Source organism: Streptomyces kaniharaensis (genome assembly GCF_009569385.1).
Taxonomy (GTDB): domain Bacteria; phylum Actinomycetota; class Actinomycetes; order Streptomycetales; family Streptomycetaceae; genus Kitasatospora; species Kitasatospora kaniharaensis.
In genome coordinates, this window is the sequence record NZ_WBOF01000001.1 from 3,139,289 (window position 1) to 3,160,956 (window position 21,668).

At 74.4% G+C, this 21,668-nt stretch carries 16 protein-coding genes, 1 tRNA gene and 2 pseudogenes; 17 read left to right on the forward strand and 2 right to left on the reverse strand.

Going from position 1 to position 21,668, the window contains the following annotated elements:
- Window positions 1–204: 204 nt before the first annotated feature.
- The 4 genes from F7Q99_RS14385 to F7Q99_RS14400 are packed head-to-tail and all read left to right on the forward strand — an operon-like array spanning window position 205 to window position 1,918.
- Window positions 205–789: a type II secretion system F family protein gene (locus tag F7Q99_RS14385; RefSeq protein WP_153461690.1), complete on the forward strand. Its 585-nt coding sequence runs from the start codon at window positions 205–207 to the stop codon at window positions 787–789.
- A 43-nt stretch (window positions 790–832) separates the two neighbouring features.
- Entirely contained in the window at window positions 833–1,105 is a 273-nt protein-coding gene (locus F7Q99_RS43645; RefSeq protein WP_407697783.1) for a DUF4244 domain-containing protein, read from the forward strand.
- Entirely contained in the window at window positions 1,095–1,496 is a 402-nt protein-coding gene (locus F7Q99_RS14395) for a TadE family type IV pilus minor pilin (protein WP_153461692.1), read from the forward strand. The genes F7Q99_RS43645 and F7Q99_RS14395 overlap by 11 nt, the downstream gene beginning before the upstream one ends.
- Window positions 1,484–1,918 (forward strand): Rv3654c family TadE-like protein, encoded by a 435-nt coding sequence (locus F7Q99_RS14400; protein WP_153461694.1) that lies wholly within the window; start codon window positions 1,484–1,486, stop codon window positions 1,916–1,918. The genes F7Q99_RS14395 and F7Q99_RS14400 overlap by 13 nt, the downstream gene beginning before the upstream one ends.
- On the opposite strand, the gene F7Q99_RS14405 is transcribed toward F7Q99_RS14400, so the two are convergent.
- Complete coding sequence (locus F7Q99_RS14405; RefSeq protein WP_153461696.1) at window positions 1,913–4,270, reverse strand: DEAD/DEAH box helicase; 2,358 nt, start codon at window positions 4,268–4,270, stop codon at window positions 1,913–1,915. The two genes, F7Q99_RS14400 and F7Q99_RS14405, sit on opposite strands and share 6 nt — an antisense overlap.
- Window positions 4,271–4,493: 223 nt before the next feature.
- Between F7Q99_RS14405 and bldG the strand changes: the two genes are divergently transcribed.
- From bldG to F7Q99_RS14470, 13 genes and pseudogenes are all read left to right on the forward strand, one after another.
- On the forward strand, window positions 4,494–4,835 hold the full coding sequence (gene bldG, locus F7Q99_RS14410; RefSeq protein ID WP_316522720.1) for an anti-sigma factor antagonist BldG: 342 nt from the start codon (window positions 4,494–4,496) through the stop codon (window positions 4,833–4,835).
- Window positions 4,836–4,996: 161 nt separating this feature from the next.
- On the forward strand, window positions 4,997–5,416 hold the full coding sequence (locus F7Q99_RS14415) for an ATP-binding protein (RefSeq protein ID WP_153461698.1): 420 nt from the start codon (window positions 4,997–4,999) through the stop codon (window positions 5,414–5,416).
- A gap of 173 nt (window positions 5,417–5,589) precedes the next feature.
- Window positions 5,590–5,959, forward strand: a pseudogene (locus F7Q99_RS14420) (cyclophilin-like fold protein).
- Window positions 5,960–6,078: 119 nt separating this feature from the next.
- The gene (locus tag F7Q99_RS14425) at window positions 6,079–6,822 is read left to right on the forward strand and encodes a small secreted protein (protein ID WP_153461700.1); all 744 of its coding nucleotides are present in this window, start codon (window positions 6,079–6,081) and stop codon (window positions 6,820–6,822) included.
- Window positions 6,823–6,903: 81 nt separating this feature from the next.
- Complete coding sequence (locus F7Q99_RS14430; protein WP_326846657.1) at window positions 6,904–8,436, forward strand: DUF7059 domain-containing protein; 1,533 nt, start codon at window positions 6,904–6,906, stop codon at window positions 8,434–8,436.
- A 222-nt stretch (window positions 8,437–8,658) separates the two neighbouring features.
- Entirely contained in the window at window positions 8,659–9,117 is a 459-nt protein-coding gene (locus tag F7Q99_RS40405) for a DUF3592 domain-containing protein (RefSeq protein ID WP_195911066.1), read from the forward strand.
- A gap of 385 nt (window positions 9,118–9,502) precedes the next feature.
- Complete coding sequence (gene topA, locus F7Q99_RS14440) at window positions 9,503–12,379, forward strand: type I DNA topoisomerase (RefSeq protein WP_326846658.1); 2,877 nt, start codon at window positions 9,503–9,505, stop codon at window positions 12,377–12,379.
- Between the two features lie 169 nt (window positions 12,380–12,548).
- The gene (gene tmk, locus F7Q99_RS14445) at window positions 12,549–15,953 is read left to right on the forward strand and encodes a dTMP kinase (RefSeq protein WP_153461702.1); all 3,405 of its coding nucleotides are present in this window, start codon (window positions 12,549–12,551) and stop codon (window positions 15,951–15,953) included.
- Between the two features lie 186 nt (window positions 15,954–16,139).
- A complete protein-coding gene (locus F7Q99_RS14450) occupies window positions 16,140–17,351 on the forward strand; it encodes a DNA polymerase III subunit delta' (RefSeq protein ID WP_326846659.1) in 1,212 nt (403 codons plus the stop codon).
- A 235-nt stretch (window positions 17,352–17,586) separates the two neighbouring features.
- Complete coding sequence (locus F7Q99_RS14455) at window positions 17,587–18,699, forward strand: hypothetical protein (RefSeq protein WP_153461706.1); 1,113 nt, start codon at window positions 17,587–17,589, stop codon at window positions 18,697–18,699.
- Window positions 18,700–18,797: 98 nt separating this feature from the next.
- On the forward strand, window positions 18,798–20,447 hold the full coding sequence (locus tag F7Q99_RS14460; RefSeq protein WP_153461708.1) for an alpha/beta hydrolase: 1,650 nt from the start codon (window positions 18,798–18,800) through the stop codon (window positions 20,445–20,447).
- A gap of 125 nt (window positions 20,448–20,572) precedes the next feature.
- Complete coding sequence (leuE, locus tag F7Q99_RS14465; RefSeq protein ID WP_326846660.1) at window positions 20,573–21,223, forward strand: leucine efflux protein LeuE; 651 nt, start codon at window positions 20,573–20,575, stop codon at window positions 21,221–21,223.
- Window positions 21,224–21,303: 80 nt separating this feature from the next.
- Window positions 21,304–21,377 (forward strand) — tRNA-Thr (locus F7Q99_RS14470).
- A gap of 169 nt (window positions 21,378–21,546) precedes the next feature.
- Here the strand turns inward: F7Q99_RS14470 and F7Q99_RS41150 are convergent.
- A pseudogene (locus F7Q99_RS41150) lies at window positions 21,547–21,642 on the reverse strand (DNA-binding response regulator); the annotation flags it as partial.
- Window positions 21,643–21,668: the final 26 nt, after the last annotated feature.

Here is a 21,668-nt window from a genome sequence, read left to right on the forward strand (position 1 = left end):
GGCAGAGGCGGTGCCGGGGTGATGTGGGGTGTGCTGGCAGCCGCAACGGCAATGCTGGCGGGAATCGTGTTGACGCGCCGATGGGCGAGGCGGCGGCGCGCGTCCGCCTGGCTTCGGACGATGGCCCGTGCCGAGCCGGCGCGTCGGGCGACCCCGTCCGTCCGGGGCGGCGGCGAGCGGGTGCGGCGAACGGTGACAGCGGTCATGGCGGGGGCGGGGGCCGCACTGCTGTTCGGCGGTGGCGCCGGCCTGACCGTCGGGGTGGTTCTGGCGGCGGGGACGTACCGAGCACTGGCTCGGGCGCGGTCTGCGGCGGATCGACGGGCGGAGCGGGAGGAGGAGCTGCTCACCCGGCAACTCCCGCTCAGTGCCGAACTGTTGGCGGCATGCCTCGGCTCGGCGTCTTCGCCCTCCGCAGCCGTTGTGGCGGTCGGCCGGAGCGTGGGCGCCCCGATGGGGCCACGGCTGGTGGCGATCGGTGCCGAACTCTCGCTGGGCGCACCGCCGGAGCTGTGCTGGAGCCGGTTGGGCGAGCAGCATCCCTCGCTGGCGCCGCTGGCCCGCTGCATGGTCCGGACGAGCCTCGGCGGAGCCCCGGCCGCCGGGCCGCTGATCGGGCTCGCCCACGCCCGGCGGGCGGCGGCCGGCCGGGCCGCCCACGCCCGGGTCCGCCGCGCGGGGGTGCTCGCCACCGCGCCGCTCGGGCTCTGCTTCCTCCCGGCCTTCGTGCTGATCGGCGTGGTGCCGGTCGTCATCGGGTTGACCACCCGCTTCGCGCAGTTGGTGTGACCAGCTGTCACACCTGAATCAACCAGATCACAGGAGGAAAACCATGGCTGTAGTGATCACACCCAGGTTCGTCACCGGGCGTCTGCCCCGGCACCTGCTCGGGGTGTGGACGCGCAGGAACCGTTGGGCGGCGCGCCGGATCCGCCGGATGGCCTTGGCCAGGGGCCGGTCGGACGCGGGGATGACCACGGCGGAGTACGCCGTCGGCACGCTGGGCGCCTGCGCCCTCGCGGCCGGGCTCTACAAGGTGGTGACCAGTGCGACCGTCACGGGGGCGCTGACCGATCTGCTGGAGCGGGCGCTCCATGCGATTTAGCCGCACGCCCGGCCACCGACGCGGGGACGCGGGGTTCGTTACGGCGGAGACGGCGGTGGCCCTGCCGGCGCTGGTCCTGCTCGCGGCGATGCTGATCTGGGGCGTGCTCGCGGCGGCGGCCCAGATCCGCTGCGTGGACGCGGCTCGGATCGGCGCCCGGGCCGCCGCCCGTGGGGAGGTGGATGCCGCCGCGCTCGCCCGCGCGGCAGCCCCGCTGGGGGCCCAGGTACAGGTCGCCCTGGCCTCCGACACGGTGCGGGTCACGGTGGACGCGCCCAGCACGGCGCCGGGCAGGCTCGGCGGTCTGCTCTCGGTGCAACTGAGTGCCGTCGCCGTGGCGGCACGGGAGGACACCCTGGTGGGAGGAGGTGAGGGAGCATGGCCGGCCTGATCGCGGGTCGGATTCGGACTGCGGCGGGGGGTGGGCGCGGGGCGGACGCCGGCTCGGCGACGGTCTGGCTGCTCGCCTTAGCGGTGCTCGGCTGTTCGGTCTTCACGGCGACGCTGGCGGTCGGTGCGGTGGTCGCCGCCCGGCACCGGGCCGAGTCGGCGGCCGACCTCGCGGCCCTCGCGGCGGCTGACCGGCTGCTGCTCGATTCGGACGGCGGGTGTCTGCGGGCGGCGGGGATCGCCGCGGCGCAGGGCGCGGGCCTGGCTTCCTGTGCGGTGGACCGGGAGGAGGACGCCGTCGAGGTGGTGGCCGAAGTGCCGGTCGGCGGACTGCCCGTGCGCCTTCCGCTCGGTCCCGCGCGCGCCCGGGCCCGCGCCGGACCGGTCCGGGCGCCGGTCATCGCAGCGGAGGAGGGCTCATGAGTCCGTGTCAGCAGGGTCGCTGGCCCCGCCCGCCGCCTTCGGGGCGCCCGCGAGCAGGACGTCCAGGAGGCGGACGGCGGCGCTCTTGTCCAGCGGTTCGTTCCCGTTGCCGCACTTGGGTGACTGCACGCAGGACGGGCAGCCGCGCTCGCACTCGCAGGCGGCGATCGCCTCGCGGGTGGCCGTCAGCCACCGGACGGCCTGCTGGAAGCCTCGTTCGGCGAAGCCGGCCCCGCCGGGGTGGCCGTCGTAGACGAACACGGTGGGCAGCTCGGTGTCGGGGTGCAGCGGGACGGAGACGCCGCCGATGTCCCAGCGGTCGCACGTGGCGAACAGCGGCAGCAGGCCGATCGAGGCGTGCTCGGCGGCGTGGGCGGCACCGGGCAGCTGGTCGAGCGGGATGTCCCCGTCGAGCAGCTGGTCCTCGGTGACGGACCACCAGACCGCGCGGGTGCGCAGTGTGCGGGGCGGCAGGTCGAGTTTGCTCTCGCCCATGATCTCCCCGGTCGAGATCCGCTTCCGGAGGTAGCCGACCACCTGGTTGACCACCTCCACCGAACCGAAACTGAGCCGGCCCTCGCCCCAGCGGACGGTGGTGTCGGTGTCGAGCACGGAGATGGAGGTGATGTCGCGGGCGGCCGTGGTGTACGGAGGGTCGGCCGGTTCGACCAGGGCGACCGAGTTCTCCAGGTCGAGCTCCCGGACCAGGTAGGTGCGCCCCTGATGGAGGTGGACGGCGCCGGTGTGGACGGTGGTGTGGGCGGCGGAGGCGTCCACCGTGCCGAGCAGGCGGCCGGTTTCGGCCTCGACGATCTGCACCGGGCTGCCGCCGCTGCCCCGCAGGTCGACGGCGTCGGCCGCGCGTTCGCGGCGGGTCCAGTACCAGGAGCCGTCGCTGCGGCGACGCAGCAGGTCGCGCCGTTCCAGGACTGGCAGCAGCGGTTCGGCAGAGGGCCCGAACAGCTCCAGGTCGCCGTCGGCGAGCGGGAGTTCGGCGGCTGCGGCGCACAGGTGCGGGGCGAGGACGTGTGGGTTGTCGGGGTCGAGCACGGTGGCCTCGACGGGCGCCGCGAACAGCGCCTCCGGGTGGTGCACCAGGTAGGTGTCCAGCGGGTCGTCCCGGGCGATCAGAACGGCCAACGCGCCCTGGGCCTCGCGCCCGGCCCTGCCCGCCTGCTGCCAGAGCGAAGCCCGGGTGCCGGGGTATCCGGCCATCAGGACGGCGTCGAGGCCGGAGACGTCGACGCCGAGTTCGAGAGCGGAGGTGGAGGCGAGTCCGAGCAGTCGGCCGCTGTGCAGGGCGCGTTCCAGGGCCCGGCGTTCGTCGGCGAGGTAGCCGCCGCGATAGGCGGCCACCCGGTCGGCGAGCGGTCGGCCGAGCTGGTCCTGGGCCTGGAGCGCGACCAGTTCGGCGGCGCGTCGGGAGCGGACGAAGACGACGGTGCGGGTCTGCTGCTCGACCAGGTCGGTCAGCAGGTGTGCGGCCTCGGCGGTGGCGGTCCGCCGGATGGGCGCGCCGTGCTCGCCGACGTTCTCGGTCAGCGGCGGCTCCCAGAGGCCGAAGACCATCGGCCCGCGCGGCGAGGCGTCGTCGGTGACGGCCACGGCGGGCAGACCGGTCAGGCGACGGGCGGTGTCGGCCGGGTCGGCGGTGGTGGCGGAGGCGAGCAGGAAGGTGGGCGACGAGCCGTAACGGGCGCAGATCCGGCGCAGCCGGCGCAGCACCTGGGCGACGTGTGAGCCGAACACGCCGCGGTAGCTGTGGCATTCGTCGACGACGACGTAGCGCAGGACTTTGAGGAAGGAGGACCAGCGGGCATGTGCGGGCAGGATGCCGCGGTGCAGCATGTCCGGGTTGGTGAGGACGTACGAGGCGTACTGGCGCACCCACTCGCGCTCCTCGGGTGGGGTGTCGCCGTCGTAGAGGGCGGCCCGGACCCGGGGCGGGGCGAGTTCGGCGGCCCGGCGGCGCTGGTCGGCGGCGAGCGCCTTGGTCGGGGCGAGGTAGAGCGCGGTGGCGCCGCGGCCGTTGCGCGCCTCGGTGCCGTCCAGCAGGTCGCTCAGGACCGGGGCCAGATAGCCGAGCGATTTGCCCGAGGCGGTGCCTGTGGCGATCACCACAGTCTGGCCGGTTTTGGCCAGGTTCATGGCTTCCGCCTGGTGCGCCCAGGGCTGTTCCACGCCGACGTCCGCCGCGGCGGTCACGATCTCGGGCCGGATCGAGTCCGGCCACGGGGCATAACGCGCAGGTCGGGCGGGAAGATGCTCCGTATGGGTGAGCCGGTCTGATCGCCCCCGGGCGGTGGACAGGGTCGTGAGCAGTGCCTCGGGCAGGCTGTGTCGGGGCGGCATGGGGACCCAGTGTGTCACCGGCGTGACGGAGAATCGTCGTAAGCCATCGTGCGGGCATGGTCGCAGGTGGTTGAATGTGGCCGTGACGGCCGTATGGCCGTGGGTCGCAGCGCCGAGGCTTGCCACGCGTTGGCTGGGCGCGCCCGGGGCTCGCGACCATGCGGTGGCGGCCGTCCGGCCGAGGAACGCACATGACGTAGCAAGGCAAGGTGCTGGAGGTTCCGTGGACCTGTCCCTGTCGACCCGTTCAGTCGGCGATCGCACGGTCGTCGAGGTTGGCGGCGAGATCGATGTGTACACCGCCCCGAAGCTGCGGGAGCAGCTGGTCGAGCTCGTCAACGACGGCAAGTACCACCTCGTCGTCGACATGGAGGGTGTGGACTTCCTCGACTCGACCGGCCTGGGCGTGCTGGTGGGCGGTCTTAAGAGGGTGCGCGCTCACGAGGGCTCGCTGCGCCTCGTCTGCAACCAGGAGCGCATCCTGAAGATCTTCCGTATTACCGGCCTGACCAAGGTCTTCCCGATCCACACCTCGGTGGACGACGCGGTCCAGGCGACCGACTGACGCGGCCGGGCCGGTCCCCGTGGCCGGCCCGCCTGCCCGATCCATGCGTCCGGGGTGCCGGGGCGAACAGCCCCGGTGCCGCCCGGTCGCACCGGGGCCGGTACAGCCGGCCCGCAGGGGCCGCACCGTCGGCCCCGGTCGGAGTACCCCGAGGGGGAGAGATGGCAACCGTCGAACTTCGATTCAGCGCGCTTCCCGAGCACGTGCGGACGGCCCGGCTGGTCGCCGCGGCAGTCGCCAGACGAGCCGGGGTCGACGAGTCGGTGCTCGACGAGGTACGGCTCGCGGTCGGCGAGGCGTGCTCCCGTGCGGTCGGCCTGCACCAGCGCGGTGGCACCGGCGGCGCGGTCCGGGTCGCGCTGATCGATCAGGAGAAGCGTTTCCTCATCGAGGTCGAGGACGAGGCCGGTCCGCCTGCCGTCCCGACCGCTGGCGCGGCCGAGGGCGCAGACCCGGACGAGGACACCCTGGGCCTGGCCGTGATCACCGGCCTGGTCGAGGACCTGGAGGTCAGCAACGGCACGGACGGCGGCGTGATCCGGATGAGCTGGCCGGTCTCGGCCGACGCCGTCGCGGTCTGAGCCGTCAGCCCTGAGGTCCGGGCCTTGCGGTCTGAGCCCCTGCGGTCCGCATCTGTTGCGGCCTGCGCCCATTTCCCGGGATCCCGTTGACAAACTGTTGAGCGTGGCGGTTCGCTGCTTCCGGCACGACCGGGTCCGATCGCTGATCGGACCAGTCGCGGAAGAGGACGACCATGCGGATACGCATTCTGTGGCCGACCGGGCAGGCGACCGCCACCCCTGCGAGCCACCCCCACCGCCGAGGCGCTCTGGGCCGAGCTGCCGATCGGCTCGTCGGCGAGCACCTGGGGCGAGGAGGCCTACTTCGGTACGCCGGTCAGCGTGCCGTGTGAGGCCGACGCCCGGCAGGTCGTCGAGCCCGGCACGGTGGCGTACTGGACGGACTGCGACAGCCTCGCGCTGCCGTACGGGCCGACGCCGATCCCGCGCGGTGACGAGTGCCGGCTGGCCGGCCCCTGCAACGTCCTCGGCACGCTGGACGGCGATACCCGGGTGCTGCGGACGGTCCGGTCGGGCGACCCGATCCGCGTGGAGCGGGCCTGAGCGGCCCCGAGCGGGCCCTGCGCGGGTCCAGAAGGGCCTGGCCGACCGGGAACCGGGGCCGGGTCCGCGGCCGTGTAGGTTCGACGACCGAAGACGATCGAACCGAAAGGCTTCTCCTGGTGAACAAGCGACTGCTGGCCGTACCCGCCCTCGGCGCGCTGCTCGCGTTCGGCGCCGTGGGCTGCGGCGACGACAACAGCAAGCAGCTGGAGTCCTGGGCGTCGAACGTCTGCGGCGCGGCCAAGGACCCGATCGCCCAGGCGCAGACGGCGCTCGCCGACACCGGCCAGGTGAAGACCGGCGAGACCCCGGCCGATCTGCAGAAACGACTCTCCACGGACATCGGGCGGCTGGCCAAGACCAACCAGGACATCGCGAAGTCCATCGACGCGGCCGGGGCCCCCAAGGTCGACGACGGCACGAACCTACAGAAGGACACCGTCGCCGAGCTGAACAAGGCGGCCGACGGCTACCTGGACGTCCAGAAGAAGCTGGACGCGCTGTCCAACACCGACCAGGCGAAGTTCGCCGACGGGCTGCGCAGCGTCGCCGACCAGGTGCAGCAGCTGGCCTCGCTGTCCACCCAGGCGCAGGCCAAGCTCCAGCGCGGCGAACTCGGCGCGGCGATGGCCAAGCAGGACGGCTGCAAGCCCGCCGCGAGCACCGCTCCGACCGCCGGGGCGACGGGTACGCCGACTGCCGGTGCGACCGGTGCGCCGACCGCCGGTGCGACCGGCACTCCGGCCCCCGGCACCCCCGCCCCGTCCGCCACGGGCGGCGCCAGCCCGGCGGCCACCCCCGGCGCGAGCGCCGGCACCACCCCGGCCGCCGCCCCGTCCACGCCCGCGCCCAGCGCGAGCTGAGCCCGAACCCGCCACGGCACATCCGCCGCGCCCGGCCCGGGCGCGGCGGCCCGGCACCCCGCCCCGAGGGACAATGACGGGGTGATCAGTAGCCCCGCTCTCGACCCCACCCGCCTCGCCAAGTTGCGCGAGGCGCTGCTCGCCGCCTCGTTCACCGCCGACGGCTGCCTCGACCTGCTCGGGCCCACCGGCTACGCGGCACTGGCCCGCAGCGAGGCGGTCCCGGCGCTGCGCGCGACCCGCGGTGGCAGCCCGCTGGAGACGCTGGTCCGGCTGTTCCTCCTCCAGCAGCCCGTCCCGTACAAGGCGGCCGCCGCCGCGCTGCCGGTCGAGGACTGCCTGGCCGACGGCTGGCTGCGCCCGGACGGCGATCTGGTGCGCGCCACCGTGGACGTCCGCCCGTACGCCAACGAGGTGGCCGGGATGCCCAGTTCGGACGCCTGGGTGGTCTCCGACCTGGGCTGCGCGGTGGGCGGCGCGGGCGGCATCGGATCCGGCGAGACCGCGCACGGCGTCGCCCGCAAGGACCTGGTGCTCGGCGTCGGCGGAGCGTCCACGACGCTGGCCAACATCACCGTGCGCCGCCCGGTCCGGACCGCGCTGGACCTCGGTTCGGGCTCCGGTGTGCAGGCGCTGCACGCGGCCCGGCACGCCCAGCGGGTCACCGCCACCGACCTCAACCCGCGTGCGCTGCGCTTCTCCGAGCTGACCCTGGCGCTGTCCGGTTTCGACAACACGGAGGCCCTCACCGGCAGTCTCTTCGAGCCGATCGGGGAGCGGAAGTTCGACCTGATCGTCTCCAACCCGCCGTTCGTCATCTCGCCGGCCGGCCGGTTCACTTACCGCGACGGCGGCATGGCCGGCGACGACCTGTGCCGCAGCCTGGTCCGCTCCGCCGCTGCCCACCTGGAGCCCGGTGGTTACTGCCAGCTGCTGGCCAACTGGCAACACGTCAAGGGCGAGGACTGGCACGAGCGGCTGGCCGGCTGGGTCGCCGGCACCAGTCTGGACGCATGGATCGTCCAGCGCGAGGTCCAGGACGTCGCCCAGTACGCCGAGTTGTGGCTGCGCGACGGCGGCGACCACCGCGGCCCGGGCGGCGACTACCAGGCCCGGTACGGCGAGTGGCTGGACGCCTTCGAGGCGGGCCGGGTCGAGGGCATCGGCATGGGCTGGATCACCCTGCGGGCGGGCGGCGCCGAGCGCCCGGCGGTCCGGGTGGAGGAGTGGCCGCACCCGGTGGAGCAGCCGCTCGGCCCCCACATCGAGGAGTGGTTCGGCCGGCAGGACTTCCTGCGCTCCCACGACGACGCGGGCCTGCTCGCGGCCCGCTACGTGCTGGCCGACGAGGTGGTCCAGGAGCAGGTGGGCGCGCCCGGGGCGGAGGACCCGGAGCACGTGATCCTGCGTCACAACCGCGGCATGCGGCGCGCCACCAAGGTGGACACGGTGGGCGCGGGCTTCGTCGGGGTCTGCGACGGGACGCTGTCGGCCGGCGAGATCGTGGACGCCATCGCGCACCTGCTCGGCGAGGACAGGGTGGTCCTGCGGGACCGGGTGCCCGAGTCGCTGCGGCTGCTGACCGAGCAGGGCTTCATCCACCCGGTCGGCTGACCGGGGCGGCAGAGGCCGTCCGTAGAGGCCGGATCCGCAAAAGATCCGCGGACGCCGAATCCGCAGACGCCGAAACCGCAAAGGCCGGATTCGGCCAACCGGTTCATCTTTCCGTAGCCCCCGCTTCGCTGCGCCGTCGCCGGACGGCCGTCCCCCGTTGGTCCCCGACTGTGAGGCTCTGTCCACAGGCTGTGGACAGAGCTGGGGAGCCGGGGGCGAGGGGTGGATCCGACGACGGCGACGGTGGGCGGGCTGGTGCTCGCCCTCTTCGGTGGCGCGTTGTTGCTCTGGTGCGCCGCCGAAGTGCGCCTGCGCCATCGTGTGCGCCGCCGGGGAGTGCCGGCCGTGGCCGTCGTCGTCGCCGAGGCCGACGTGCACGGCGAGCTCGACAGCGCGCCGCTGCTCGCCTTCTCCGCCCTGCCGTCGGTCGGCGGTCCCGGAGCGGGGCGGGTCGCCGAGCGGGTGCTCGCCCGTCCGCGCGGCCACACCCCGCTGCGCCGTCCGGACCGCCTCGCGCCCGGCGCCTCCGTGCGGATCTGCTACGACCCGCGCCGCCCGAGCCGGGTCGTGCTGGCGGCGGGCGAGGTCAGCCGCCCCGCGGTCGCCGACCTGCTGTGGACCGCGCTCGGCACGGGCTGCCTGGCTGCGGGCGCCGGCCTGCTGGCCGCGGTCATCGGCTGAGCGCACCGCCGAGAGCCCGGCCGGGGCAGCCGAAGGTCTGGCCGGGGCGCAGCCGGTGGTTCGCATTCATGCGGACCCCTGCGGCCCGCCGAATTTCCGTTGACAGATCTTGAAATCCGTCATTCCATCCTCCGGAACCCGCCGAAGCCCCCCTCCACGGGGCGCGATCCTCCATCATCGGGTTACCGTTCGAGTGGCGTCGGTGGGCCTGGCAAGTGAAAAAGCGGGATCCGTCCGTTTGACAAGGGTGGCCGGGGTACGGTCACACTCCGCTGGTGGGGTAGTCGTGCAGCGGCACCCCGGGACGGTGGAGGGGTCGGGCGGAGCGCAGCCCGTGCTGCCAGCGCCGACCAGCTCACATAACGACCGGGAGAGAAGAGCGAAGGTGTCCCCGAGCAGCGAGACCGCGCACGGACAGCGACTCGTCATTGTCGAGTCGCCGGCCAAGGCGAAGACGATCAAGGGCTACCTGGGCCCCGGCTACATCGTCGAGGCGAGCGTCGGGCACATCCGCGACCTGCCCAGCACCGCGGCCGAGGTGCCGGACAAGTACACCGGCGAGGTGCGCCGCCTCGGGGTGGACGTCGACCACGACTTCGCGCCCATCTACGTGGTCAATGCGGACAAGAAGTCCCAGGTCAGCAAGTTGAAGTCGCTGCTCGCGGAGTCCGACGAGCTCTTCCTCGCCACCGATGAGGACCGCGAGGGCGAGGCCATCGCGTGGCACCTCCAGCAGGTCCTCAAGCCCAAGGTGCCGGTGCACCGGATGGTGTTCCACGAGATCACCAAGACCGCGATCCAGGAGGCCGTGGCCAACCCGCGCGAGCTGAACCAGCGCCTGGTCGACGCCCAGGAGACCCGCCGCATCCTCGACCGCCTCTACGGCTTCGAGGTCTCGCCGGTGCTGTGGAAGAAGGTCATGCCGAAGCTGTCGGCCGGCCGCGTGCAGTCCGTCGCGACCCGCCTGGTGGTCGAGCGCGAGCGCGAGCGGATGGCCTTCCGCAGCGCGTCCTACTGGGACCTGGTCGGCACCTTCGGCACCGGCCGCACCCCGGCCGACGCGGCCAACCCGGAGACGTTCGGCGCCCGGCTCGCCACGGTCGACGGCAAGCGGATCGCCAGCGGCCGCGACTTCGGCCCGGACGGTCGGCTGAAGGCCGCCAGTGCCAACGCCCTGCACCTGGACGAGCAGGCCGCCCGGCAGCTGGCCGCCGCCCTGGCGCAGACCGCGTTCAGCGTCCGCAGCGTCGAGTCCAAGCCCTACCGCCGCTCGCCGTACGCGCCGTTCCGCACCACCACGCTCCAGCAGGAGGCCAGCCGCAAGCTGGGCTTCGGCGCCAAGCGGACCATGCAGGTGGCCCAGAAGCTGTACGAGAACGGCTTCATCACCTATATGCGTACCGACTCCACCACGCTGTCGGACACCGCGATCGCCGCCGCCCGGGCCCAGGTCACCCAGCTCTACGGCGCCGACTACCTGCCGGACGCGCCGCGCACCTACGCCAGCAAGGTCAAGAACGCGCAGGAGGCGCACGAGGCCGTCCGCCCCTCCGGCGACCGGTTCCGCACCCCCGCCGAGACCGGCCTGAGCGGCGACGACTTCAAGCTGTACGAGCTGATCTGGATGCGCACCGTCGCCTCCCAGATGAAGGACGCGGTCGGCCAGTCCGTCACCGTCCGGGTCGGCGGCACCTCCGGGGACGGCCGGGACGTCGAGTTCTCCGCGTCCGGCAAGATCATCACCTTCCACGGCTTCCTGAAGGCCTACGTCGAGGGCGCCGACGACCCGAACGCCGAGCTCGACGACCGCGAGCGCCGACTGCCGCAGGTCGCCCAGGGCGACCCGCTGGGCGCCGAGCGGATCACCCCGGAGGGCCACGCCACCAAGCCGCCGGCCCGCTACACCGAGGCCTCGCTGGTCAAGGAGCTGGAGGACCGGGAGATCGGCCGCCCCTCCACCTACGCGTCGATCATCGACACGATCATCCAGCGCCGGTACGTGTTCAAGAAGGGGACGGCGCTCGTCCCGTCCTTCCTCTCCTTCGCCGTGGTCAACCTGCTGGAGAAGCACTTCGGCCGACTGGTCGACTACGACTTCACCGCCAAGATGGAGGACGACCTCGACCGGATCGCCGCGGGTGAGGCGCAGTCCGTGCCGTGGCTGAAGCGTTTCTACTTCGGTGAGGGCGAGGGCCACGCCACCGGCGGCGCCGCCGAGGCCGGCAACGGCGACGGCGACCACCTGGGCGGCCTGAAGGAGCTGGTCACCGACCTCGGCGCGATCGACGCCCGGGAGATCAGCTCGTTCCGGATCAGCGACGACCTCACCCTGCGGGTCGGCCGCTACGGCCCGTACGTCGAGCGCGCCTCCGCCGTCGAGGGCGAGCCCGGCCAGCGCGCCGACATCCCGGACGACCTGCCGCCGGACGAGCTCACCGTCGAGCTGGCCGAGGAGCTGCTGGCCAAGCCCAGTGGCGACTTCGAGCTCGGCCCGGACCCGGTCAGCGGCAACATGCTGGTGGCCAAGGACGGCCGCTACGGCCCGTACGTGACCGAGATCCTGCCCGAAGGCACGCCCAAGACCGGCAAGAACGCGGTCAAGCCGCGCACCGCCTCACTCTTCAAGACGATGTCGCTGGACACCGTCACCCTGGAGGACGCGCTGCGGCTGCTCTCGCTGCCGCGCGTGGTCGGCACCGACGCCGAGGGCGCGGAGATCACCGCGCAGAACGGCCGCTACGGCCCATACCTCAAGCGCGGCACCGACTCGCGCTCGCTCACCAGCGAGGACCAGCTCTTCACGATCACCCTCGACGAGGCGCTGGCGATCTACGCCCAGCCCAAGCAGCGCGGCCGGGCCGCCGCCGCCCCGCCGCTCAAGGAGCTGGGCACCGACCCGGTCAGCGAGCGCCCGGTGGTGGTCAAGGACGGTCGCTTCGGCCCGTACGTGACCGACGGCGAGACGAACGCCACGCTGCGCAAGGACGACGACGTCGAGACCATCACGCCGGAGCGCGGCTACGAGCTGCTCGCCGAGAAGCGGGCGCGCGGGCCGGTGAAGAAGGCGGCGAAGAAGGCCCCGGCTAAGAAGGCGACCGCGGCCAAGAAGACGGCGGCGGCCAAGACGGCGGCGAAGAAGACGACCGCCAAGACGACGACCGCGAAGAAGACGGTGGCCAAGAAGACCACGACGGCCGCGGCGAAGAAGACGGCCGCCGAGAAGACCACCACGAGCAGGACCACGTCCACCGACGAGGGCTGATCCCCCGTCGGTGCCCCTGCAGGCCCGCGCCCCCACACCGGGGACGCGGGCCCGAGGTCCGTGCAGGGGCCCGAGGGTCTGTGCGGGGATCGTCACAACCCGGTGATGAGCCGGATCCGGAACACCGTTCGTCTCTTTCCGGCCAACCCCCGCCCGCTACGCTGACCGTATGACGAGCGAGGAGCAGCCCACCCCCAGCGCCGCCCCGGCCGCCAGAGCCGCCATGCCCGACCTGCCCGAGGTCGTGCCGGCCGGGACCCCGACGGAGCGTGCCCGAGCCCTGCTGCGGACGCGCCCCTACCGGCGCCTCTGGACCACCCAGCTGATCGGCGGCGCCGCCGACCGGCTCGGTCTGCTGGTCCTGCTCGCGCTCACCGTGATCGCCGCCGCCCTCGGCGGCCAGTTCGGCGACCTGCCGCGCAGCCTGGCCTTCGCCATCGCCGCCGTCTTCGCCGTCCGGCTGGCCGCGACCGTGCTGGTCGGCGTCCTGCTGCTCGGGCCGGTGCACCAGCTGGTCGCCGGCAAGCTCGACCGGCGCTGGACGCTGTTCGGCGCGGACGCGCTGCGCGCCGTGCTGATCGCCGTCGCGCCCTGGTGGATCGTCTGGCTGGGCTCCGGCCCGAAGCCGTCCGGCGCCACCACGTACGTCCTGCTCGCCACCGTCTTCGTGACCGGCGCCGCCGAGCGGGTTTGGGAGATCGCGAAGACCGTGACCGTCCCGGGTCTGCTGCCGCCCGCCAACCCCTACGCGCCCGCCGCCGAGCAGCGGCCGTCCGCCGCCAACCTGGACACCGTCCGGAGCCTGGACCGGTTCACCGGCTGGGCCACCGTGCCGCTCGCGGCCGTCGGCCTGATCGGGTTCACCCTGGTCAACAACATCGCCGCGGCGCTCGGCTCGGACTGGTTCCGGGCCCACCAGGTCACCTTCGCCGCCCTCGGAGCGGCCGGCCTGTTCACCGCCGCCGCCGTCCGCGACTACCTCCAGCAGCTGCCCGGCGGGCCGGTCGCCGCCGCCCCGCACTCGCCGCTTCAGGGTCTGCGCGCCCCCACCGACGCCACCCCCGGCCCCGCCCTGAGCAAGGGCCGCACCGGCAGCGCCCCGTACTTCACCTTCGCCGTCGCGGCCGGTTTCGCGTCGATGGCCGGCGTCGCCGCGCTCGCGCTGCTCACCGCCGCCGAGCACCGGGCCGGGCCGATCGGCTACGGCCTGCTCGTGCTCGCCGCCGCCGGGGCGCCCGCCGTCGGAGCCCGCCTCACCCGGGCGACCCTGCCCGCGCTCTCCCGCCGCCGGCTGCTCGCGCTGGCGCTGCTCGCCGAGGGCGTGACGCTGATCCTGGCCGGGCTGGTCCTCGACTTCGTGCTCGTCCTGCTGCTCACCGGGCTGGCCGGGCTCGCCGCCGGAATCGTCGTCTCGGCGGGGCGCACCCTGCTCGCCCAGGAGGTCGAGGAGGCACGGCTGCCCAAGGTCACCGAGCACCTGTACGCGGTGCTGCGGGCCGTGGTCGGCAGCGCGCTGGTCGCCGTCCCGCTGATCGCCGCCGCCTACGGGGACGTCGAGTACGGCACCGTCAAGCCCGGTTCCTTCACCTTCATCCACGGTGGCGCGGCCCTCGCCGTCGCCACCACGGGCCTGCTGACGCTCGTGCTCGCCGCCGTCGTCCTGCTCAAGACCGACGACCGGCGCGGCACCGCCCCGTTCGGCCGTGACCTGCTGGACGCGCTGCGCGGCGACAGCGGCCCGGCAGCGCACCGGACCACCGGCACCGGCTTCTTCATCGCCCTGGAGGGCGGCGACGGCGCCGGCAAGTCCACCCAGGCCCAGGCGCTCGCCGACTGGATCCGCGGCAAGGGCCACGAGGTCGTGCTCACCCGCGAGCCCGGCGGCAGCCCGGTCGGGCAGCGGCTGCGCGGCCTCGTCCTCGACGTCGGCAACACCGGCCTCTCGCACCGCGCCGAGGCCCTGATCTACGCCGCCGACCGGGCCGAGCACGTCGAGAACGTCATCCGGCCGGCCCTCGCCCGCGGTGCCGTCGTCATCACCGACCGGTACATGGACTCCTCCATCGCCTACCAGGGCGCCGGACGCGACCTCGCCGCGACCGAGGTCGCCCGGATCTCCCGCTGGGCGACCGGCGGGCTGGTGCCCGACCTGACCGTCGTCCTGGACGTCGACCCGACCAAGGCCCGGGAGCGCTTCACCGAGGCGCTGGACCGGCTGGAGTCCGAGCCGACCGAGTTCCACCAGCGGGTCCGGTCCGGCTTCCTCGCCCTCGCGGCCGCCGACCCGGCGCGCTACCTCGTCGTCGACGGCAGCCAGGCGCCCGGCCTCGTCACCACGGCCATCCGGCACCGGCTCGACCGGGAGCTGCCGCTCTCCGAGCAGGAGAAGGTCGCCCGCGCCGAGCAGGAGCGGCTCGCCCGCGAGGAGGCCGAGCGGTGCGCCGCCGAGGAGGCCCGCAAGAAGGCCGAGGCGGAGGCCGCCGAACGCAAGCGGCAGGAACTGCTGGAGCAGCTGCGCGCCGAGCAGGCCGAGAAGGAGCGACTGGCCAAGGAGGAGGCCGAGCGTGCCGCCGCCGAGGCCCGGCGCAAGGCCGAGGAGGAGGCCCGGCGCAAGGCGGAGGAGGAAGCCCGCCGCCGCGCCGAGGAGGAGGCGAAGCGCCGCGCCGCCGAGGAGGCCCGGCTGGTCGCGGAGGCCGCCGAGCGCAAGCGGCTCGCCGACGAGGCCGCCGCGCAGGCGGAGCTCCAGCGGCAGCGGGAGCTCCAGCGCGAGGAGCAGCGCCGCCGGGCCGAGGAGGCGCTGCAGCGGGCGGAGGAGGCCCGGCTGGCGCGGGCCGCCGCGCTCGCCGCGGCCGCGGCTGCGGCTGCGGCGGCGGCCGAGACGGCCAAGGCGACCGGGGCGGCGGCCGATGGCGCCGCGGGCGTGGCCGGCGGACGGCCGGGTCCGGGTGGGGGCGCTGCGGGCAGCGGTGCTCCGGGTGCGGTCGGCGACGAGGCGACGCGCGAGCTGTCGCTGCGGGACCGGCAGCCTGCCGTCCGGGCGGAGGATGCCGCCGAGGAGACGACGAAGCTGCCAGCCGTCCCGGCGACGGCGATGGACGTGACCGCGAAGCTGCCGGCCGTCCCGGCGGAGGCCGCGGACGAGACGGCCGTGCTGCCCCGGGTGCCCGCCGAGGCCGACCGGCCCCAGGCCGACCGGACCGAGGTGCTGCCGCGGGTCGAGTCGGGCCGCGCCGAGGACCGGGTGCCCCCGGGTCTGTGGCGCGAGGAGCCGACGGACACCACGCGGGAGCTGCCGGTGGTGGACGAGGGCCAGGCGCAGCCCGACGCCACCGAGCCGCGGCCGCGGCCCGAGTGGGCCGAGGAGACGCCGATGGACGACCTGCCGAGCCTCACCGACACGCTGCTCGGCTCGCGTGACGAGTGGACCCGCTGGGAGCGGAGCGGCGGCGCCGGCCAGGACCCGCAGGGCCCGGCCGGCGGCGCCGGCGACAGCGACGGTGACGCCGACACGGGTGGCGATGACACGGGCGACGGCGGCAAGGGCAAGGGCCGCCGCTGGGGCCGCCGGGGCTGAGCCCCGGGCGCTGTGCGGAACAGGTGACGGGCGGCGTCGCCGGGTGGCTGAGCCCGGCGGCGCCGCCCGCGTCGTGGCCGGAGGGTCGGCCGCTCGAACGGCGCGGTCGCTGTCGTGGCGGCCACGTATGCTCGACGCCGGGGAAGAGGCGCCGGGAGCGCAGCCGTACGGAGCTTGGGAGCAGCAGTGGCCGTCTGGGACGACCTGGTGGGCCAGGATCGGGTGGTCGAGCAGCTGACCGCCGCCGCCCGGGCGGCCGGGGCGACGGTGGCGGCCGGCCGGGGAGCCGCGCCGGAGGAGGGCGCGAACGCCTCCCTGATGACGCATGCCTGGCTGTTCACCGGCCCGCCCGGGGCCGGGCAGGTCACCGCCGCGCGGGCGTTCGCGGCGGCCCTCCAGTGCACCAGCCCGGACCTCGCGCTCGGCGGCACGCCCGGCTGCGGGTTCTGCGAGGGCTGCCACACGGTGCTGGCCGGCAGCCACGCCGACGTGAAGTACGTCCGGACCGACGGCCTGTCCATCGGCGTCGGCGACATGCGCGACCTCGTGCTGCGCGCCTCCAGCTACCCGACCGGCGGGCGCTGGTCGGTGATCCTCGTGGACGCCGCCCACCGGCTCACCGAGGCCGCCGCGAACGCGCTGCTCAAGGGGGTAGAGGAGCCCTCCCCGCGGACCGTCTGGCTGCTCTGCGCCCCCTCCGTCCAGGACGTGCTGCCGACGATCCGCTCGCGCTGCCGCCTGCTCGTCCTGCGCACCCCGGCCGCCGAGGCCGTCGCCGACATGCTGGTCCGCCGCGACGGCGTCGAACCGGAGACCGCCCGGCTGGCAGCGCTCGCCGGCCAGGGCGACATCGAGCGCTCGCGCCGCCTCGCCGTCGACGAGCAGGCCCGCGTCCGGCGCACCGACGTGCTGCGGATCCCGCTGGAGGTCGCCGACATCGGCGGCTGCCTGGCCGCCGCCCAGCGCCTCGTGGACACCGCCAAGGCCGACGCCGAGGCGCTCGCCGAGACCCAGGACGCCAAGGAGACCGACGACCTGAAGGCCGCCTACGGCGCCGCCGAGGGCAGCAAGGCGCCGCGCGGCATGGCCGGGGCGGTCAAGGAGCTGGAGAAGCGGCAGAAGAGCCGGGCCACCCGCACCCGGCGGGAGACCCTCGGCGTCGCCCTGCTCGACCTGCTCGGCTTCTACCGGGACGTGCTCGCGCTTCAGCTCGGCTCCACCGGCGCGCTGGCCAACGAGGACCAGCGGCAGGCGCTGAACCGGGTCGCCCAGGCCGGTCCGCCGGAGAGCACGCTGCGCCGGATCGAGGCGGTGCTCGCCTGCCGCGAGGCGCTGGACCGCAACGTCGACCCGCTGCTCGCGGTCGAGGCGATGACGGTGGCGCTGCGCGCGGGCTGAGCCGCCGTCCGTCAGTTTCCGCTGCGCCCCGAGTCCCTGGCGTTCCGCTTCCCGTCGTACCTCGCCGTCCCACCTTCGAGTGAACGGGCGATACGCGCCGGGCACACCGACGTGTGACTGTCGGGTCGTCTTGCACGCTGGGGGCCGACTGCGCCCCGACGCCGGGGCCGTCGCGTCCCGTACGGCGCCGGGCCCGTCCCGGTGGTCCGGCCCTCCGCCCGAGGTGGTGCGTCCCGTGGTCCGTTCGCTCCTCGTCATTCCCCTGCTGGCCGCTGCCCTGGGCGGCCTGTGGCTGGCGCGCGGCGCCCATCAGCGCTGGCGCGACCTGCGCGCCGCCGAGTCCTACGAGCTGGCCGGCGACCGGTGGCCGATGCTGCTGCGCGCGGCCGGGGCGATGGTGTGCGGGGTGTGCGTCACGGCGCTGACGCTGCTCACGGCCGTCGGCGCGTTCGGCGGCCTGAGCCGGACCGACCAGGAGCCGGCGGAGAAGGCCGAGCCCGCCGTGGACGCGGCCGCGGGTGCGGGCACCCGGCAGCCGGCGGCGCCGCCCGCGGACGAGGCCGCGCGCCCGGTGGCCCCCGCCGTGGCCAGCCGGTTCGACAGCGTCGGCCACCCCGGCGGCGGCGAGCTGCTGCAGTCCGCCGTGCTCGGGCCCGACGGCCGACCGCGCAACGTCCGGGTCTGGCTGCCGCCGCAGTACGCCACGGAGCCGAACGTCCGCTTCCCGGTCGTCGTGATGCAGGCCGCGACCCCGAGCAGGACCGCCGACGCCGAGGTCCCGAACGTCTTCGAGGGCATCGGCTGGGCCCTGCAGACCGGCAAGGCCCGGCCGTTCATCCTGGTCGCCCCCGAGGCGCCGAACGGCACCGCGCACCCCTGCGACCTGGTCGCCGCCGCTCCGCAGGCGGTCGCCGACGACGCGTCGCTGCGCACCACCGTCGCGGCCTCCTTCCGCGCCCTGCCGCCCGGCCCGGCCTCCTGGGGCGCGCTCGGCGTCGAGGGCGGAGCGCCGTGCGCCGCCGCGGCCGGACTGGCCCGCCCCGACCTGTACGGCGCGGCGGCCGCGGTCTCCGGCCGGTACGACGCCGCCGCGATCACCCAGGCGGGCTCCGAGGCGCCCGCGGGTACGGAGGCGAAGCTGCTGCTCGCCGCCGCCAAGGCCGACACCGCCGGGCTGGACTCGGCCCGCAAGCTCCAGGCCGCGCTGCACGGCGGCGGTGGCCCGGCGGCCAAGGCCGAGGTGCGGATCTCGGACAACGTGCAGGACTACTCGACCGACCGGGATCGGCTGCGGCTGGTCCGGCAGGCGGCGCAGTACCTGTCCGACGCCCTGGCCAAGGCCTCCTGAGCGCCGCCGACCGCGGCCTTCCGCGGGCACTACGCTGCCCGGTACCCCGGACGGGTACCGGGCAGCTCCTCTTGTCGGACGGTTCGGAGGGATCCTGGATGAACGCCACCGGGCGGGCCCTGGCCATGGCACTCGCCGCTGCCGGACTGCTGACGGGAGGGTGCAGTGCCACCTCCGCCCCCGCCGGCCCCGGGAACGCGGCGACGACGGCCGGTCCGGGTGCGGCCTCGTCCGACGCGATGGGGCCCGGCGGGTCGGCCGCGCCCGGGGCCACGCCGTTGCAGCCACTCCCTGCCACGATGCCGCCTGCGCTCGGCCCCTACTACGGGCAGAAGCTCGCCTGGCAGGCGTGCGACGACGGGTTCGAGTGCACCACCTTCCGGGTGCCGCTCGACTACGACCACCCGGCCGACGGCGACCTCACTCTGTCGGCCGTCCGCGCCCCCGCTTCCGGTGGCCCCGCATCCGGTGCCCCCGCTTCCGGCGCCTCGTCCGCGGGCGGGCGACTCGGCTCGCTGCTGCTCAACCCGGGCGGCCCCGGCGCCTCGGCGGTCGAGTACGTGGAGGCCACCGCCAGGACGTACGACGGCGGCGTGCGCGCCCGTTACGACCTGGTCGGCCTCGATCCGCGCGGAGTCGGCCGCAGCAGCCCCGTCACCTGCCTGAGCGGTGACCGGATGGACGCCTACACGTCCGTCGGCCTCACCCCCGCCGACCAGCGCGAGATCGACGCCCTGGTCAGCGCCGACAAGGAGTTCGCCGAGGGCTGCCGGCAGCGCGCCGGCGCGGCGCTCGGCCACCTCGGCACCGTCGAAGCCGCCCGCGACATGGACGTGCTGCGCGCCCTGCTCGGCGACGAGAAGCTCAACTACGTCGGCAAGTCCTACGGCACCTTCCTCGGCGCCACCTACGCCGGGCTCTTCCCGGCCCGGACCGGCCGGCTCGTCCTCGACGGCGCGATGGACCCGTCCCTCGACTCGGTCACCGGCAACCGCACCCAGGCAGGCGGCTTCGAGACGGCCTGGGCTGCCTTCGCGGAGGACTGCGCGCGACGCGACGACTGCCCGCTCGGCCGCACCGAGCAGCAGGTGGGCGACCAGCTCACGGCCCTGTTCGCGGCCGTCCACGCCCAACCGCTGCCCACCACGGACAACGGCCGCCGGCTCGCTGACGCCCAGGCGACCACCGGCGTCGTCCAGGCCATGTACGCCGACTTCCTCTGGCCCAAGCTGCGCACCGCGCTCGCCGAAGCCAAAGCCGGGGACGGCACCGGCCTGCTGAAGCTCTCCGACTCCTACTACGGGCGCGAGGCGAACGGCTCGTACCCCAACCTGATGTTCGCCAACACCGCGGTGAACTGCCTCGACCTGCCCGCCCCGTTCGGCAGCCCGGAGGACGTCCAGCGGGCGGTGCCGGACTTCGAGCGGACCTCGCCGCACTTCGGCCGCGACCTGGCCTGGATGGCGCTGACCTGCGCCTACTGGCCGGTCAAGGCCACCGGCGCGGCGCACACCATCCGCGCCGCCGGGGCCGCCCCGATCGTCGTCATCGGCACCACCCGCGACCCGGCCACCCCGTACGCGTGGGCCCGGTCGCTCGCCGCGCAGCTGGAGTCCGGCCGGCTGCTCACCTACGACGGGGACGGGCACACCGCGTACGGACGGCACAACGCGTGCGTGGACGGCGCGGTCAACCGCTTCCTGCTGACGGGCGAGGCGCCTGAGCAGGGCATGCGCTGCGGGCAGTAGGGCGGGGCGTCGGGGCAGTCCGGGCCGTCGGGCAGTCCGGGTTACCGGATAGTTTTAACTTCAATCGATCACTGGTCCGACGATACGATGAGCGCCCCCGCCCCCACGCCTCCCCGGAGCGCACCGTGCTCGGAGTCAACGACCTGGCGACGTACGTCCTCGGCGCCCTCGTCATCATCCTTCTGCCCGGCCCCAACTCCCTGTACGTGCTGTCCGTCGCCGCCCGCAAGGGCATCCGGACCGGCTACCGGGCCGCCGCCGGCGTCTTCCTCGGCGACTTCACCCTCATCAGCCTCACCTCGCTGGGCGCCGCCTCCCTGCTCAAGGCCAACCCCGCCGTCTTCGCCGTGGTCAAGCTCGGCGGCGCCGCCTACCTGCTCTGGATCGGCTTCGGCATGCTCCGCGCCGCCCGCCAGCTCTGGCGCGAACGCCACGCCGCAGCCGACCCCGTTGCCGAGCAGGCCCCCGAACCCATCGAGCACCCGTTCCGCCGCGCCCTCGTGATCAGCCTCCTGAACCCGAAGGCGATCTTGTTCCTGCTCTCGTTCTTCACGCAGTTCGTGGACCCGTCGTACGGGCAGCCCGCCCTCTCCTTCGGCCTGCTCGGCGGCATCCTGCAGACCTTCAGCCTCCTCTACCTCTCCCTGCTGATCTTGGCCGGCACCACCCTCGCCACCGCCTTCCGCCGCCGCAAGGGCCTCTCCGCCACCCTCACGAGCGGCGTCGCCGTCGTCTTCGCCGGCTTCGCCGCCAAGCTCGCCGTCTCCTCCGCCTGACCCCCACCCACAATCCCGGTACGGATCACGCGCGAAACCTGTGTAGACTGACCCGCGTTGCCAGCACACACGGCAACGGTGCCGCCTTAGCTCAGTTGGCCAGAGCAACGCACTCGTAATGCGTAGGTCGCGGGTTCGAATCCCGCAGGCGGCTCAGAAGAAGGCCAGGTCGCGTGCCCCGCGACCTGGCCTTTTTCCGTGGACGGTCCGCTCAGGGCCCCTGTTGCCGGCGGCACTTCTCAGGTGGGCCCGTACGATCGCCCGCATTTGATCAGCGCTTGAGGTAGGCGAGGACGGCGAGGACGAGGCGGTTGTCGTCGGCGGCCGGGGCAGGTGCGGCGGGCTTCGAGGGCGGCCTGGAGGCCTTCGTCGGTGAAGGTCGGGGGCAGGCGGATGTCGACGACGGCGACGTCGGGTTCCAGTCCGTACGGGGCGTCAGGCCCGT

What these genes read in the sequence shown, in the direction of transcription:
- F7Q99_RS43645 (WP_407697783.1), top strand. Translation starts at nt 833, where the DNA reads ATGGCTGTAGTGATCACACCCAGGTTCGTCACCGGGCGTCTGCCCCGG.
- F7Q99_RS14400 (WP_153461694.1), top strand. Translation starts at nt 1,484, where the DNA reads ATGGCCGGCCTGATCGCGGGTCGGATTCGGACTGCGGCGGGGGGTGGG.
- tmk (WP_153461702.1), top strand. Translation starts at nt 12,549, where the DNA reads ATGACGAGCGAGGAGCAGCCCACCCCCAGCGCCGCCCCGGCCGCCAGA.
- F7Q99_RS14460 (WP_153461708.1), top strand. Translation starts at nt 18,798, where the DNA reads ATGAACGCCACCGGGCGGGCCCTGGCCATGGCACTCGCCGCTGCCGGA.
- F7Q99_RS14395 (WP_153461692.1), top strand. Translation starts at nt 1,095, where the DNA reads ATGCGATTTAGCCGCACGCCCGGCCACCGACGCGGGGACGCGGGGTTC.
- F7Q99_RS14405 (WP_153461696.1), bottom strand. Translation starts at nt 4,270, where the DNA reads ATGCCGCCCCGACACAGCCTGCCCGAGGCACTGCTCACGACCCTGTCC.
- F7Q99_RS14415 (WP_153461698.1), top strand. Translation starts at nt 4,997, where the DNA reads ATGGCAACCGTCGAACTTCGATTCAGCGCGCTTCCCGAGCACGTGCGG.
- F7Q99_RS14385 (WP_153461690.1), top strand. Translation starts at nt 205, where the DNA reads ATGGCGGGGGCGGGGGCCGCACTGCTGTTCGGCGGTGGCGCCGGCCTG.